This window comes from Anaerosporobacter sp. (assembly GCF_965301125.1).
The window spans coordinates 1-14,854 of the sequence record NZ_CBDLAM010000096.1; the positions used below are offsets into that span (position 1 = coordinate 1).

A 14,854-nucleotide genomic window follows, 5' to 3' on the forward strand; every position below is an offset into this window, starting at 1 on the left:
ATTTATTGGAGGTATAAAATGTCTAAAGTTATCGTTATGGATCATCCATTAATTCAACACAAAATTGGAATCATGAGAGTGAAAACAACTTCAACAAAAGAATTTCGTGATTTAGTATCTGAAGTTGCTATGCTTATCTGCTATGAAGCTACAAGAAACCTTGCTTTAGCAGACATCGAAATTGAAACTCCATTAGTTAAGACAACTGTAAAAGAAATCGCTGGTAAGAAATTATGTATCGTTCCTATCTTACGTGCAGGTCTTCATATGGCTGATGGTATTCTTAACCTGATTCCAAATGCAAAAGTAGGGCATATCGGTCTATATCGTGATGAAAAAACACTTGAACCTGTTGAGTATTTCTGCAAATTACCTACAGATGCTGCTGATCGTGAAATCTTCGTTGTAGACCCAATGTTAGCAACAGGTGGTTCCGCGATATCTGCTATTAAGCAATTAAAAGCAAGAGGAATTTCAAAAATTCATTTCTTATGTTTAATCGCAGCTCCTGAAGGCGTGAAACACTTACAAGAAGCTCATCCAGATGTAGATATTTTTGTGGGCGCTCTTGATGAGAAACTAAACGAGCAAGGTTATATCCTACCTGGTTTAGGTGATGCAGGTGACCGTATTTACGGTACAAAATAGTTTGAAAATACTATTTCAAATTTAAATAGTCAACAATAATATTAAAAAACAACTTTTCTTAGCTGAATGCTTTTGTGAACATACATGCTCACATATGATGCGCAGCCAAAAAAGTTGTTTTTTAATTTTTTGTTTATTTAGTTTTTGTTTGTATCACTCTTATTACTAGGTCATTATCCTAGATTAACGAAATGATCCATCTAAATAAATCTCAAGAAAAAGAGCCAAATTACAAAACCAAATAATGCGCAAACCAATAAGATAGCAGGAACAAATGTAATTACCGCTGCAATCCACATTGCGAATATGTCTTTTAATTGTAATTTTTCTTTCTCTTCTGTGATTTCTCCCCTCTTTTCTCTCTCTTTTTCACGTTCCTCAAAACGTTCTGTTTGCTTTTCTAGAACTTCTGTAGCTTTTTTACTAAATAACATAATTCCTCCATATATGACTAAAAAAGACTGTTGCATAATCCATTTGCAACAGTCTTTCTATCAAACATAAAACCTAAGCAAATAGTATGTATCCTACTTAGATTCTACAACATTTCTCTTATGATGACAACCAACAAAATGTCCTGGTGTCACCTCTTCAAATTCAGGTACCACTTTTGTACAGATATCAGTACAATACTTACAACGAGTATGGAACTTACAACCTGTTGGTGGTTTGATTGGGCTAGGGATATCTCCTTCGATAAGGATTGTCTCTTTCTTGCTATCCACATCTGTTGTTGGAATGGCAGATAGCAATGCCTCAGTATATGGGTGCATTGGTGTATCAAATAAATCTGCTGTAGTTGCTAACTCAACCATATTACCAAGGTACATTACACCGATACGATCACTGATATATTTGATAACACTTAAATCATGAGAGATGAATAAGTACGTTAAGTTTTCTTTTTCCTTCAAATCAAGTAAAAGATTGATAATCTGTGACTGAATGGAAACATCAAGCGCTGATACTGCTTCATCACATACAACGAACTTTGGTTTTAAAGCAAGAGAACGTGCAATACCAATACGTTGTCTTTGTCCTCCAGAGAATTGGTGAGGATAACGGTGGATCATGTAAGGAGCAAGGCCACAATCTTCCATAACTTGCATGATATAATCTTGCATCTTATCTTTGTTCTTATGGAAAACTTTATGTGCATTCAAGCCTTCGCCAATAATCTGTCCAACTGACATACGAGGATTTAAAGATGAATAAGGATCTTGGAAAATTAGTTGAAGATCTTTACGAAGACGACGAATCTCTTCGTCTGTCAATCTTGCTAAATCAACACCATCATCAAGATATGCTTCGTATTTATCGAATTCTGCATTTCCAGCATATTCTTTCTTCATCTCATCGATTTCTTTTTTAGCTGCATCAAAGATTTGTTGTTTTGTTTCAACATCTTTTCTTTTTGCATCAACTTTAGCTTTGTTCTTCGCTACTACAGCATCTATTTCTGACTTTGAAGCCTTCTTGGCTTCTTGTTCCATTTTAATTGCTTCAAATTCACTCTCTAACTTACGTAATTCTTCTTTCGCAATACATAATTCTACATTAGCTTGGTATTCCTTTAAGAAAACAGCGGATACTTTTTCTAAATCTTTGCTGATATAGAAACCACCGATAACCTGAACGATATCTAGAAAAGCATCGTTGGCAATTTTCTTTGCGTCTTTTAACTTCCCGTGCATTGCATACTTTTCTTCATCTGTTTTCAAACTATCATATTCTTTTTGAATAAGATTTACCTTAGCCTGATGAGCTTCTAAAGCTTTCATTTTTGAAGATAGATGTTTTAAAGTTTCTTCCATATAACGTGGAGCAATTTCATCAAGAGGACGACCATAGTACATCGTACGTCCATCTGTTTGGTTATATAATTGTAATAAGGTTCGACCCAATGTAGACTTACCACAACCACTTTCCCCTACTAAGCCGAATGTTTCACCTTCATAGATATCAAGATTAATACCATCATTCGCTTTTAAATATAGTTGTTCTTTTTGGAATATAGATGCTTTCTTAACTGGAAAGTATTGTTTTAAATTAGAGATGTGAAGTAAAACTTTTTTTTCGGTATTCTTATTTTCCATCTTTTCTCATCTCCTTATCTGGATAAAAACATCTAATTTGATGATTTTCCTCTATTTTTACTAATGCTGGTTCCTCTTCTCTACACTTGTCTGTTGCATATTTACATCTAGGAGCAAATTTACAACCTTTTGGTAAATCAAGCGGATGTGGAACCGATCCTGGAATTGCTTCAAGACGTACACCAGGTGGCGTATCAAGTCTTGGAATGGATTCCATTAGTCCTTCTGTATAAGGATGAGAATATTTCTGTTTTGTAAAGATTTTTTTAGCAGGGGCCATCTCAACAACCTGACCACAATACATAACAGCAACATCATCTGCCATCTCATTAATTACACCAAGGTCATGTGTAATGAATAGAATTGAAGTTCCTCTATCTTCCTTTAATTCATTCATAAGTTTAAGAATCTGCGCTTGAATTGTAACATCCAATGCAGTTGTAGGTTCATCTGCAATCAACAGCTTAGGTTGGCAAGCAAGTGCAATGGCAATCATTACACGCTGTCTCATACCACCTGACAATTGATGTGGATACTGCTTTGCAACAGCTTCTGGATTAGGAATCTTAACAGCAGACAACATCTCTACCGCTTTCTTTCTAGCTTCCTTCTTTTTCATTCCTTGATGAATCATGAAAGGTTCACTTAATTGTCTTTCGATAGTAAATACCGGATTCAAACTTGTCATTGGTTCTTGGAAGATAACTGAGATATCATTTCCACGAATTTTATACATTTCTTTCTTCGTGCAATCTTGTATCTTTTTTCCATCAAATATGATTTCACCGCTATCTACATATCCATTACCATCTAGTAATCGTAAAATACTCATAGCAGATACACTTTTACCACTACCACTTTCTCCAACGACACCTAAGGTCTTACCAGCGTCAACAGAATAAGAAACGCCGTTAACAGCCTTAACCGTTCCTCTTTTCGTTTCAAAGAACGTGTGAAGATCTTTTATCTCTAATAAAGCCATTTCTTATCCCTCCTATCTTTCATTTGCTTTTGGATCGACTGCATCACGTAGTCCATCACCGATTAAGTTGATACTAATTGTAGCTAATCCTAATGCTATGGAAGGGAATACCCATCTCCACCAGTATTCTAGGATTATTTTAGAAGATTGACTACCGTTCAACATATTTCCCCATGTAGGTCTAGGTTCATTAACACCGAATCCCAAGAAAGATAGCCCTGATTCCGTTAACATCGCACCAGCGAATCCTAATGTTGCACTTACTATAATTACTGAGATAACATTGGGAATAATATGTCTAAAGATAATACTTTTTTGTTTAACACCTACTGCACGAGCAGCTGTTACGAATTCTTTGTTACGTTCTGAAAGTACTTGAGCACGAACTAATCTTGCATCAGATGGCCATCTTAGAACACCAAGAATTACCATGATCAATGCAATACGTTGCGATTCACTAATTTTATTTCCTATAATTGTAGATAAAATCATTGCAAATGGTAAGAATGGTAATGCTGCAACAATTTCAGCAACACGCATCAAAATCATATCCACTTTTCCGCCAAAATAACCAGATACACCACCAACAATGACACCAATCGTGATTGAGATAATAATTGCAATCGCACCAATTAGCATCGTCATACGGCCACCATGCATAATACGATTTAATATATCTCTACCGTATCCATCTGTACCTAGTAGATACCCTTTCAATCCCCACGTAATTGCATTATCTTTATCAGTAATTGCATAGTTTTGATAGTAACCTGAGTATACTGCTTTGATATTAGCCTTGTTCACTTTAGTAGGTACGCTTGCTTGACCAAAATCATTATGTCCCCAAGAAACTACATCACCATTATCTAAGAGTACTGTATAGTGATATCTACCACTTTGTATGGAAACTGCATTATCAATGTTAATTTCCTTTTCCAAATCACCTGTTTTATTTCCCCAAACATATACCTTGCCGTCTTCAGCGACTGCAGCAGAAGTTTGTGCTGTCATCGCAATATCTATAACTTTTCCCATATTCTCAGGAATTCTTGAGAAAGAAAATTCTTTCGATGTTAGAGATACTACCTCGCCGTCTTTTGTTAAACCTATTACACCTTGTGCATTCAATGCAATCTTATCTATATTGCCTTGATAGTCACCAATCTTGAAGTCAACTATACTTGTATTACCCCAAAAATATACTTTACCATCTTCTGTTACAACAGCAGAACTTTGATAATTAGAATATATTCGCTTAATATTCTTTTCAAACTTTAATTCTGGTGGTATTGTGGTTTGTTTGTTACGTTTATTTCCCCACGCAAACAATTGACCTTGATCATTGAGTGCAAGAATGTGGTCAGTACCTGCTGCTACCTGCACCACTTTCCCCATATTTTCAGGGATATCTTTTAGATCAACAAGTTTAGAAATCTTTGTCTTTCCCCAAACAAATACTTCACCATCATTTGATACTCCCACACTAAATTTAGAACCTACAGAGATTTCTTTAATGTTACCCTGTAACTTATCAGGAACTTTCATCATATTCCTTCCAGGAGAAATATTTTGCTGTGTTTGTTCTTGATATGACAAATTAATCTCATTGACTGCGGGATAAATAAGAACACTTAAAAAAATCGCAAGAAAGATTATTAACGAAACCATTGCGACCTTATTAGCAACAAAATTCTTTATTATCGTACGAATTGGACTTTGTAACTGCTCCTCTTCTAAGAAAGAGAGTTGTTTGTTACGATTTCCAAATAACATGCCTAATAGGCTTATATGAGTTCTTTTTGACTTTTTCGTCTTTTTTTCCTTACTCATTCTCTCTTCCTCCTAGTCTAATTTTACTCTTGGATCAACCATGCAATAAGCAATATCCATAATAAGATTGCCTAATAAAGCAATTATTACATAAAACATCTGCATAGCTAATACAACCATGAAGTCCTGTTGCATTAATCCATCGAATAAGACTTTACCAATACCTGGCCAAAGGAAGATATTCTCTATAATAACAGAACCCGAGAACACACTGACAACCCAACCTGTAACAATTGTAACAATAGGAAGTAATGCATTACGGAATGCGTGAGAATAAATTACTACTCTTTCACGAACACCCTTTGCTCTTGCAGTTCTGATATAATCCATACTTAATGATTCAATCATAGCGGCTCTTACATATCTTGTAATAGACCCAACAGAGCCTAAAACCATAACTAATGTTGGCAACGCCATATGCCATAACTCATCTAACATCTTCTGAAATGCGGTTCCATCAAAGCCTGGAGTACTCACACCACTAACGGGGAATGCTGAGACTTTTACCGCTAACAGACATATTAGTACCAATGCAATTATAAATTCTGGTAAACTGTATCCGACGACAGAGAATACCTGAATGGTATTGTCAAATGCACTTCTCTTTTTCACAGCGCAAATAATACCTAATGGTATTGTTATTGCGAATACAACAATAATAGCTACTATATTTAATTGGATAGTATTCTTAAGTGGCTCTGAAACTACATCAATTACATCTTTACGATATGTTGATGAATAGCCAAAATCGCCCTTCAACATGTTAGTAATCCATACACCATATTGAACAGGAATAGGTTTATCTAAACCTAATGTCTTTCTAGCTTGTTGATACTGCATCTCATAAACTTCTGGTTTCATTCCTTGTCTGGAACCTTCTAATAATAATCTCGCTGGATCTCCTGGTACCATCTTATAGATTCCAAACATTAAGATTGACAATATGAAGAATACGAATACCATATACAGCAAACGTTTTGTAATATATTTTGCCATCTTATCCACACCTGCTTTCTTCTTGATCCTTTACCTTTTCTGATTAAGGGACAATTAAACACACTTATACTTATTTATCAGAAGATAGTAACAACAATCCTCTTACATTAAGCTTTATATCAATCAAGGAAATAGGGCATTAAGAAAATGCCCTATTTCCCATGCAAAACCAGTATTGTTGTTTTATAGAATGTATATAATACCAATACATTCTAATAAAGAATTATTCTTCTATTGACATGTACACTAATGAATAATGTATACTGAACATATCATCTCCGATATAACCTTTAACTTTTGTATTAAAGAATGTATGATATTCATCAGAGTATAGCGGAATGTTTGGCAATTCTTCATTTAATTCTTTCATAACAGCAACCCATTTATCAAGATATCCTTCTTTATCAGATGGATCTGTCTTATCAAGGTCAAATCCCATTTCACTAATCTTAGAATCCATCCAGAAATTAGTGTTACCACCAGCACCAAGATATTGTTTATCAGGATTATAGCTGTATTGAATTTGAGGTGTCGCAGTGAATCCGTTTGCTAAGTTATACATATTATATATAGGTTCGTCGATACCTTCTCTATAATAGTTGTTTAATAATGTTGGGAAATCCATAGTAGTTCCAACTAATTTCATTCCTGCTTTTTCCATTGATTCTGGTAACATAGTAGATAATAAATCAGAAACTGGATTACCTTCTGAGTTAGCCCATTGAATTTCACAAGCCATTAACTTACCGTCAACTTCTTTATATCGTACTTTATCTGTACCAGCAACGAATGGTTCACCCTTTTCATTTAAAGTCCAGCCATCAGCCTCAAGAACTTCTATAGCTTTATCAACGTTAAATGCATATGGATCTAATTCACTTTCAATCTGGTCTTTTCTTTCTTGGTACATCCATTGTGCAAGACCATATTCAGAATTTACTAATGAACCGAAACCGCCAGTATATTGTGAACTGAATGTTATTCTGTCTAAACAATAAGCAATTGCTTGACGAACTGATTTAAATTGAGTAGGACCAAAATCTGTGTGGAATGCAATCATACCATAACCATTTCTTAAGTAAGTTGCATAATCAACTTTACCTTCATCAACAAGGTCAAGACCATCATTGATTCTATCACCACCATTGATACCAACTAACATATCAACGTTACCTGACTCTAACTCATTCATCATTGTAGCATCTTTAACATATTTGACAATGACAGTTTTAATTTCAGCTTTTTTACCTTCATAGTTACCTTTGAATTTATCATTAACTTCTAGAGTAACTTGTTTGTTTGTAGCATCATAGCTAACAAATTTGTATGGTCCACAAGTTACAGTAGGATTGAATCTTTCCTTTTCCATTGGTTCTTTAATTAACTCAGCAGAATAGTTATCAGAGAAGTAGCAACCATTACCATCATCTTTGATTTCTACACCAGGAGCATATGTAGCAAATGGAATTGGAGTTAATGCTGCACTATAAGCTTCATAATATGTTGGCATATATTCAGATGAAATATCAATTGAGAATGTATAATCATCAATTTTATGAATGCCAGCAAATTCCTTCTTAGCACCACTATTAAAATCTCCATGACCTACTAATGTAATACTAGAAGTATTGCTTCCTTCGTTTTCAGCAAGCTCTGGTGATGCATAAATCATAGCATTTCCAATATAATCATTTGCTGTAATTGGAGAGCCATCACTCCAAACTAAATCTTGTTTTAATGTAAATTTGAATGTTTTAGAACCATCCTCATTAGCTGTAACTTCTGGATCATTAGCTAAAACAGTTTTGTTATATACATATTCGCCATTGGTAGCCATTTCAGCTGTACCGTAGAAATTAGGGCGAGTACCAATTAAATCTCTAACAATTGAGTCACCAGCATTAGTTCCCCAACCTTCAATGAAACTTCCATTAAAATCAGTACTATAACCAATAATAACCTGACCAGAAGGTTCCTTGTTTGTTACTTCAGTAGCTGAACCATCTGTTGATTCAGAATCATCTGTTGAAGCACCGTCTGTAGCTTCTTCCGTTTTTGTTTCGTTTTTTGTGTTATCTTTTTTACTTGAACAACCAGCCAACACAGTTGTTGTTAGTGTTAAAGCAAGTAATAACGCTAAACCTTTTTTCTTCATAAAACTTTCCTCCTTAAATATTTAATTTATTTATTAAACAACACGAGTATAGAACACTAACAATAGTAAAAACCTCGCAAGTAAACCTACTGTTGACAGCAATGATATTATTTATTTCTTAGCTTAAACAAGTCAAAGACTAATAAATAACCCCCTCTGCATCTATGTCATACACTGTGTGATTAACCATTATTTTGTGAGTAAAGAAATTAAGATGGTAGTGTTCTACTATTTTAAGTCATCTCAACTTTACCACGTCAAAGTATTAACTTAAAAAATTATGTAAGTTAGAAAAGGGTATCCTGGAACACCAGAACACCCTTGTTCAATACAGTATAAATTCTACTATCATTCCAATTGTTTGTCAACTATATTTTCTCTTGGCATTTTTGGCACAATTGAATTATATTTTATAAATTTGCATAATTATTCCTAAATTTGCAACACTTCAGTCAATATATGGTAATGCCTAATAATCTTAGTATCATAAACTCAATTGTACTTATCCTCAGTAATTCCTTACACTAAACTTACTTTTCATAATATGTATGTATATTATTCTATATATTCATTACGTTTCTAAATTATACATGCTATTTTATATTATTGCAACAAAAATATTCATAAATTCCATGATTTTCTTTGTATTATTATTGGGAATCCAATGTATATTCACAATATTCTCCATATTCATAACAAGTTAATTCATTAACGTTGTATTGCTTTGTTATTTTAACGCAATATAAATAAGAAGAAACTGATTCAAATATGTAAAAAAATGCTATCATAAAGGGTGTTCCAACCCCTTATGATAGCATTTTTTTATCTAATGTTTCTAACATCTCACTTAGTTCTTTCAAAGCTGTTATTGTATATTCACTATTTCTATTAACAATCTCTCTAAACGTTTCATTATCAAGCGATGAAACCGTCATATAGATATCATTTGTTCTACAATTGAAAATGTGAGCTGGATCGACTGATAACAATTGGTCTGAGGCTAAATTAATACGGTATACAAGTGTTTTTAATAACATAAACCCTAATTTAGGCTCTTGTTGAAGTAATACATTATATTTTTCATTTTCAACCTCTAAAACAACCGTATTATCTGAACTGGCTATTACACTTGCATTCCTCTTTTTACTCTCAATAAGAGTGGATTCACCAAAAATTGTTCCAACTTGAATATCTCCTATATGTTTATCTGTCTGTTGTTCTCCCTCTTTCTTGTATATCTTAGCTTCCCCTTTAAGCAAAAAATATACATACTTTCCAGTTTCATCTTCACGACATATTACATCTCCGTTGCTAAATAAGCGTAATTGTCCATTTTGTCTTAAAACTTCCATGCCTAATTTGTTTCTCCTATAACTAACTACCTTTGTATTACAATATTAATAATAACATAATTGTTCTAAAATTTAAAGTTATTCATAGGAAATTAGACTCATACGTGTATGGATACTCCTCTCCCAAATTCGCTAAGCTACCTCATTTCGTTTCTTCTGTCTACGAGTAAAGCCTATTATTACCGCCAAAGTTATACTCTCAACAAAAATCATTGTCAACCAAATACCTTTTACTCCAAGGATAACAGGTAATATATATACTAAAATACCGCTAAGTATCAATCCTCTCAACATACAAATAACCAAAGCATAAATTGGTTGTAAAGTTGATTGAAAATAATTACTGTAAAAAATGTTTGGTACCATCAATATGAATGAGATAAAGTACATCTGAATAGCCATCGGAGCTAATTCCAAAACTTCTTTTGACGGATGCACGAATAATCCCACTATGAAATCTGGGAAACAAAATCCAACTACAGCAAATACGCTCCCTGTAATGAAAGAAAGAATTAATCCAAGTCGCTTCACTTGCTGTATTCGTTCAGACTTCCCTGCGCCATAATTTACAGCAAGCAAAGGTTGAGCTGCTTGGGATATACCATTACTCAACGAAGAAACAATGATTGCTGTATTAGAAATGATGCTATATACCGTAACTCCAATATCCCCAATATAACGCAATACTTGAATATTGAATATGAAAATAATAATTCCAGATGACATATCAATTAAAAAACTAGAAAATCCATTTTTTATAACGTCGTTAAAATAACGTAAGTGTAATCCATTCATTGTAAAACGTAAGGTATTCGATTTCGTAAAGAAATGCGTTACTAATATTAGGCATGAAATTACCGAGCCAAGCACAGTAGCTAATGCCGCTCCTCCCATTCCCATATCAAGTATATAGATAAATATATAGTCAATTATTATGTTAATAACTCCACCACTAATTACCGCTATCATTGATAGTTTTGGTGCCTTATCATTTCTAATAAATGCTTGTAAGAATGATGAAAAGCAAAAGAATGGAATTCCCCAAATAAAATATTTGCCGTATCCACGTATATATTCAATTGTCGTTTCCGAAGCACCTAACCAGTACGCTATCTGATCGTATGCTACTATTGCTATAAGTAAGAAGATTAAGGCCGCAATACTATTTCCGATAAAGGCCACTGTAAAATATGTGTTAGCCTTTTTCTCATCATTTCTACCTTTTGCTACAGATAATAAGACAGAACCACCAACACCAAATAACAAACCTGTTCCAAAATATAAAGAAAATAATGGAATTATTATATTAAGAGCGGCCACAGCAATATCTGATATTCCCTTTCCAATAAAGATTGAATCCGCCAACACATAAATAGACGTTACTAAAGTTGCACTGACTGATGGGATTAAGTATCGAAAAAATAATTTTTTCGCATTATCATTTAATAAATCAAGTTGTTTCATTATTCTCCTCCGTAATTTACTATCACTTAATATAATAAAACCTATTCTAACGCTATAGTCAAGTATTATTTAAATGATTTTCCCGAATAAAAGAAAAGGCTGCATCACAAAATAAGTAGAATTCTCATTCTATCAATTTTATGATACAGCCCTTTATTATTCTACTTGTTTATTTACAATCACAAGCTTCTGCTTTACAGACAAATGAAGTACAATCTGTACATTCTACTTGAGTTGGATTTGACTCATGTGTACCCACTTCAATTTTATTCAAAGTACAATAATCTTCGCTCTGGGCATGATATTGACAATTGTTAACCGTACATCCTATACTTGAGTTTTTCTCCATAAATAGACCTCCGTTAATGTTCTCTTTATATTGTTTGGTAGTTTGTGGATATTACTTACTGTTCCACATACTATCTAGTATGGCTAAAAAAGTTCATACTATTCGAGGAATATATAGTTTTATATTAGTTTTCACATAATTTTTTGTATAGCGAATCAATTAATATAGCTCCGAAAGGTGCTGTTATTAGTATTGCTAATACCGCTACCGCCAATACTTCGTTACCACAGGCAAGTCCCATAGATAATGGCACTCCTCCAATTGCAGCTTGAACGGTTGCCTTAGGAGTATATGCAATCATACAGAATACCTTTTCCTTCTTTGTTAGTTTCGTTCTTATTAAGCAAACAAACACGCCTAACATACGAAAGATTAGTGCACTAATTATCAAAATCACTGCAAAGATTCCTACTTTATACACATACTCCAAATCAACAGTTGCCCCCACTAAAACAAATAGTAATACTTCTGCACCTACCCAAAGACGATTATATTTTTCTGATAAGCGTTTTGCTAAATTTTCATAGGAGCGGTAGATTGTAATCCCTAATACCATTATAGAAATCAATCCAGACATCGGTATATATGGTTTTAGTCTTTCTTCACAAGCAATTAATAGGAAAGATATGCTTAAAATAATTAGTAATTTAATAGAATCCCGCATATGAAATTTCTTAAAAAACAATATTAATAGCTGTCCAATCAAAACTCCTACTACTATACCTACTATGATAGCAATAGGTATCTTAACAAAATTCATGACAGATACACTGCCGCCTGTTTCAAGTGATATAAATGATGTAAACAGTACAATAACAAATACATCATCTACTGATGCACCAGCAAGTATTAATTGTGGAATACTATGTTTCACACCATACCCTTCATCCATAAGACGAATCATTCTTGGAACAATAACAGCTGGTGATACAGCCGCTACTACCGCTCCTATAATCGCTGCCTCAGTCACTGTAACACCTAGTAGTTTAGGTGCTAGCAAGACTATACCAACAATCTCAAAACAAGCTGGTACAAAACACATAAGTATGGCAGGCCGTCCCACCCTCTTCAAATCTTCAAGATCCAAAGATAAACCTGCCCTAGTTAAGATAATTACTAATGCAAGTTGTCGTAAATCTGCTGATATGGATAATATGGAATCATCGAGTAAATTGAAAGCATGAGGGCTCAATATAATTCCCGTTAAGATCATACCTAGTAAAGCTGGTAACTTTAACTTCTGAAAGATTGATCCTAACAACAGACCAAGTAAAAATATTAGTGCAAGACTCGTTAACATAATGCTCCTCCTTTAAAAATAGAACCTAATAGGCATTGTAAACTCTTCTCCGCGGATTATACACACAAAAAAAGCTGATATCCCCTGTGAATATTCACAGAAGTCATCAGCATACATGCGGTTTAGATTATTCATCATGGGAGAACTTCATTCCCGGTTTTTTATTATTAAGCTGTAGTTACTATACTATGAATTTAATCAACTGTCAACATTTAATGTTCATGATAAATGCCCCTTCATGCATATACTAAAAAGAATGTATTATTACGGAGGCATTATTGTGGAAGAAAATCATGTAAGTATCGGTATGAGGGCTCCTGACTTCACTGCTCAGACAACCTTTGGACCAATAAAAATGTCAGACTACGCTGGAAAGTGGGTAATTTTCTTTAGTCACCCAGGGGATTTTACTCCTGTTTGTACAACCGAATTTGTAGCCTTTTCACAAGCTCATCCTCAATTTGAACAATTGGGAGCATCTTTACTAGGACTTAGTATTGACAGTAACCCTTCTCATCTAGATTGGGTAAATACAATTAGAGAATTAACTGGAATCACCGTCCCTTTTCCTGTAGTAGCTGATCGTAGCGGTGATGTTGCCAGACTCTATGGTATGATTGCTCCGAATGCAAGTGCTACTGAAACTGTAAGAAACGTATTCTTCATAGACCCTAATCAAATAATACGCGCTATATTAATCTATCCGTTAACTAACGGAAGAAGCATTCCTGAAATTCTTCGTTTACTAAAAGCATTACAGACAACAGATGAATACAGCGTAGTTACCCCAGCTATTTGGACTCCTGGGCAACCTGTTTTAGTTCCTCCTGCAACGACTTATGTAGTGCTAATAAAACGTGAGACGGATCCTGCCGCACTTGGTTTACAGTGTTTGGATTGGTTTTGGTGCTACAAAAAAATCGAATAACTTAATATGTATGAAAATAAAAAGTTGTTACAAGATTATTCAAAGAATAATTTTGTAACAACTTTTACATCTTATTTATTTAAATATATTATTTATTTAGATATATAAAGGCTTTCATAATTAACTACCAATTAACATTTTGGATAACAATTCTTTGCAACCTTACTCTTTAATTCGCCAATGCATTTGCGAAGCTCCTTGGCATCCATTAACTTATCTAATGCTTCCTTCGTATGCTCTAATCCTTCTTTCTCCAAATCATTAAGAGTACAGATTAATTCATTTAAATCTTCCCTCATTTGCATACATGGATTTACCATCTGAGTACAACTATTATTACATGTCTGATTGCAAGTACATCTCATTGTAGGACAAGTTGGTTGATTATCAGAAGAATCCGATTCTTCCATTGAACCTAAGAACTCATTAATATAAGAGCTAATTTCATTTGCCCTATCACTATAGCATAATCCCATAACAATACTTTCCATAGCATCAGAAAGATTCTTCACTGCATCCATGAGTTCTCTATTAGCTTTGTCAAAAGTACAATTGTACAAATCATTTATTCTCATGAATTCTTGGCAAGAACAATCATTAATTATGAAGATATTCTCTACCATTTCAGCCTTTTGTTCACAGCCACATGAAGGTTTAACATTTTCACAACTAGGCATCTCATAACTGCTTCTTGGTCTTGTATATTCACGTCTTGGTCTCTCACTACCACAACTTGGTCTTTCCATTTCTCGTC

General features: G+C 34.0%; 13 protein-coding genes and 1 riboswitch. Of the genes, 2 read left to right on the top strand and 11 right to left on the bottom strand.

Annotation, left to right across the window (positions count from 1 at the left end):
- Nucleotides 1-18 precede the first annotated feature (18 nt).
- Complete coding sequence (gene upp, locus ACW2QF_RS11425) at nucleotides 19-648, top strand: uracil phosphoribosyltransferase (RefSeq protein ID WP_455716131.1); 630 nt, start codon at nucleotides 19-21, stop codon at nucleotides 646-648.
- 200 nt (nucleotides 649-848) lie between these two features.
- On the opposite strand, the gene ACW2QF_RS11430 is transcribed toward upp, so the two are convergent.
- The 10 genes from ACW2QF_RS11430 to ACW2QF_RS11475 form a co-directional block, all read right to left on the bottom strand.
- Nucleotides 849-1,082 (bottom strand): hypothetical protein, encoded by a 234-nt coding sequence (locus tag ACW2QF_RS11430; protein ID WP_455716132.1) that lies wholly within the window; start codon nucleotides 1,080-1,082, stop codon nucleotides 849-851.
- A gap of 93 nt (nucleotides 1,083-1,175) precedes the next feature.
- The gene (locus tag ACW2QF_RS11435; RefSeq protein ID WP_455716133.1) at nucleotides 1,176-2,744 is read right to left on the bottom strand and encodes an oligopeptide/dipeptide ABC transporter ATP-binding protein; all 1,569 of its coding nucleotides are present in this window, start codon (nucleotides 2,742-2,744) and stop codon (nucleotides 1,176-1,178) included.
- Nucleotides 2,734-3,726: an ABC transporter ATP-binding protein gene (locus ACW2QF_RS11440; RefSeq protein ID WP_455716134.1), complete on the bottom strand. Its 993-nt coding sequence runs from the start codon at nucleotides 3,724-3,726 to the stop codon at nucleotides 2,734-2,736. Before ACW2QF_RS11440 ends, ACW2QF_RS11435 begins: the two co-directional genes overlap by 11 nt.
- A gap of 12 nt (nucleotides 3,727-3,738) precedes the next feature.
- Nucleotides 3,739-5,556: an ABC transporter permease subunit gene (locus ACW2QF_RS11445; RefSeq protein WP_455716135.1), complete on the bottom strand. Its 1,818-nt coding sequence runs from the start codon at nucleotides 5,554-5,556 to the stop codon at nucleotides 3,739-3,741.
- 12 nt (nucleotides 5,557-5,568) lie between these two features.
- Nucleotides 5,569-6,552: an ABC transporter permease gene (locus ACW2QF_RS11450; protein WP_455716136.1), complete on the bottom strand. Its 984-nt coding sequence runs from the start codon at nucleotides 6,550-6,552 to the stop codon at nucleotides 5,569-5,571.
- Nucleotides 6,553-6,775: 223 nt separating this feature from the next.
- Complete coding sequence (locus ACW2QF_RS11455) at nucleotides 6,776-8,707, bottom strand: ABC transporter substrate-binding protein (RefSeq protein ID WP_455716137.1); 1,932 nt, start codon at nucleotides 8,705-8,707, stop codon at nucleotides 6,776-6,778.
- Nucleotides 8,708-9,513: 806 nt separating this feature from the next.
- Nucleotides 9,514-10,059 carry a Crp/Fnr family transcriptional regulator gene (locus ACW2QF_RS11460; RefSeq protein ID WP_455716138.1) on the bottom strand — a complete coding sequence of 182 codons (546 nt, stop codon included), beginning with the start codon at nucleotides 10,057-10,059 and terminating at the stop codon, nucleotides 9,514-9,516.
- A 132-nt stretch (nucleotides 10,060-10,191) separates the two neighbouring features.
- On the bottom strand, nucleotides 10,192-11,523 hold the full coding sequence (locus tag ACW2QF_RS11465; protein ID WP_455716139.1) for an MATE family efflux transporter: 1,332 nt from the start codon (nucleotides 11,521-11,523) through the stop codon (nucleotides 10,192-10,194).
- 169 nt (nucleotides 11,524-11,692) lie between these two features.
- Nucleotides 11,693-11,872 (bottom strand): DUF1540 domain-containing protein, encoded by a 180-nt coding sequence (locus ACW2QF_RS11470; protein ID WP_455716140.1) that lies wholly within the window; start codon nucleotides 11,870-11,872, stop codon nucleotides 11,693-11,695.
- A 124-nt stretch (nucleotides 11,873-11,996) separates the two neighbouring features.
- Nucleotides 11,997-13,172 carry a cation:proton antiporter gene (locus ACW2QF_RS11475; protein WP_455716141.1) on the bottom strand — a complete coding sequence of 392 codons (1,176 nt, stop codon included), beginning with the start codon at nucleotides 13,170-13,172 and terminating at the stop codon, nucleotides 11,997-11,999.
- Nucleotides 13,173-13,262: 90 nt separating this feature from the next.
- Nucleotides 13,263-13,336, bottom strand: a riboswitch (Fluoride riboswitch).
- Nucleotides 13,337-13,452: 116 nt separating this feature from the next.
- Here ACW2QF_RS11475 and ACW2QF_RS11480 point away from each other — a divergent pair.
- Nucleotides 13,453-14,100 carry a peroxiredoxin gene (locus tag ACW2QF_RS11480; protein ID WP_455716142.1) on the top strand — a complete coding sequence of 216 codons (648 nt, stop codon included), beginning with the start codon at nucleotides 13,453-13,455 and terminating at the stop codon, nucleotides 14,098-14,100.
- Between the two features lie 131 nt (nucleotides 14,101-14,231).
- On the opposite strand, the gene ACW2QF_RS11485 is transcribed toward ACW2QF_RS11480, so the two are convergent.
- On the bottom strand, nucleotides 14,232-14,854 hold a 623-nt coding region (locus tag ACW2QF_RS11485), incomplete at its 5' end, for a hypothetical protein (RefSeq protein ID WP_455716143.1).

What these genes read in the sequence shown, in the direction of transcription:
- upp (WP_455716131.1), top strand. Translation starts at nt 19, where the DNA reads ATGTCTAAAGTTATCGTTATGGATCATCCATTAATTCAACACAAAATT.
- ACW2QF_RS11430 (WP_455716132.1), bottom strand. Translation starts at nt 1,082, where the DNA reads ATGTTATTTAGTAAAAAAGCTACAGAAGTTCTAGAAAAGCAAACAGAA.
- ACW2QF_RS11435 (WP_455716133.1), bottom strand. Translation starts at nt 2,744, where the DNA reads ATGGAAAATAAGAATACCGAAAAAAAAGTTTTACTTCACATCTCTAAT.
- ACW2QF_RS11440 (WP_455716134.1), bottom strand. Translation starts at nt 3,726, where the DNA reads ATGGCTTTATTAGAGATAAAAGATCTTCACACGTTCTTTGAAACGAAA.
- ACW2QF_RS11445 (WP_455716135.1), bottom strand. Translation starts at nt 5,556, where the DNA reads ATGAGTAAGGAAAAAAAGACGAAAAAGTCAAAAAGAACTCATATAAGC.
- ACW2QF_RS11450 (WP_455716136.1), bottom strand. Translation starts at nt 6,552, where the DNA reads ATGGCAAAATATATTACAAAACGTTTGCTGTATATGGTATTCGTATTC.
- ACW2QF_RS11455 (WP_455716137.1), bottom strand. Translation starts at nt 8,707, where the DNA reads ATGAAGAAAAAAGGTTTAGCGTTATTACTTGCTTTAACACTAACAACA.
- ACW2QF_RS11460 (WP_455716138.1), bottom strand. Translation starts at nt 10,059, where the DNA reads ATGGAAGTTTTAAGACAAAATGGACAATTACGCTTATTTAGCAACGGA.
- ACW2QF_RS11465 (WP_455716139.1), bottom strand. Translation starts at nt 11,523, where the DNA reads ATGAAACAACTTGATTTATTAAATGATAATGCGAAAAAATTATTTTTT.
- ACW2QF_RS11470 (WP_455716140.1), bottom strand. Translation starts at nt 11,872, where the DNA reads ATGGAGAAAAACTCAAGTATAGGATGTACGGTTAACAATTGTCAATAT.
- ACW2QF_RS11475 (WP_455716141.1), bottom strand. Translation starts at nt 13,172, where the DNA reads ATGTTAACGAGTCTTGCACTAATATTTTTACTTGGTCTGTTGTTAGGA.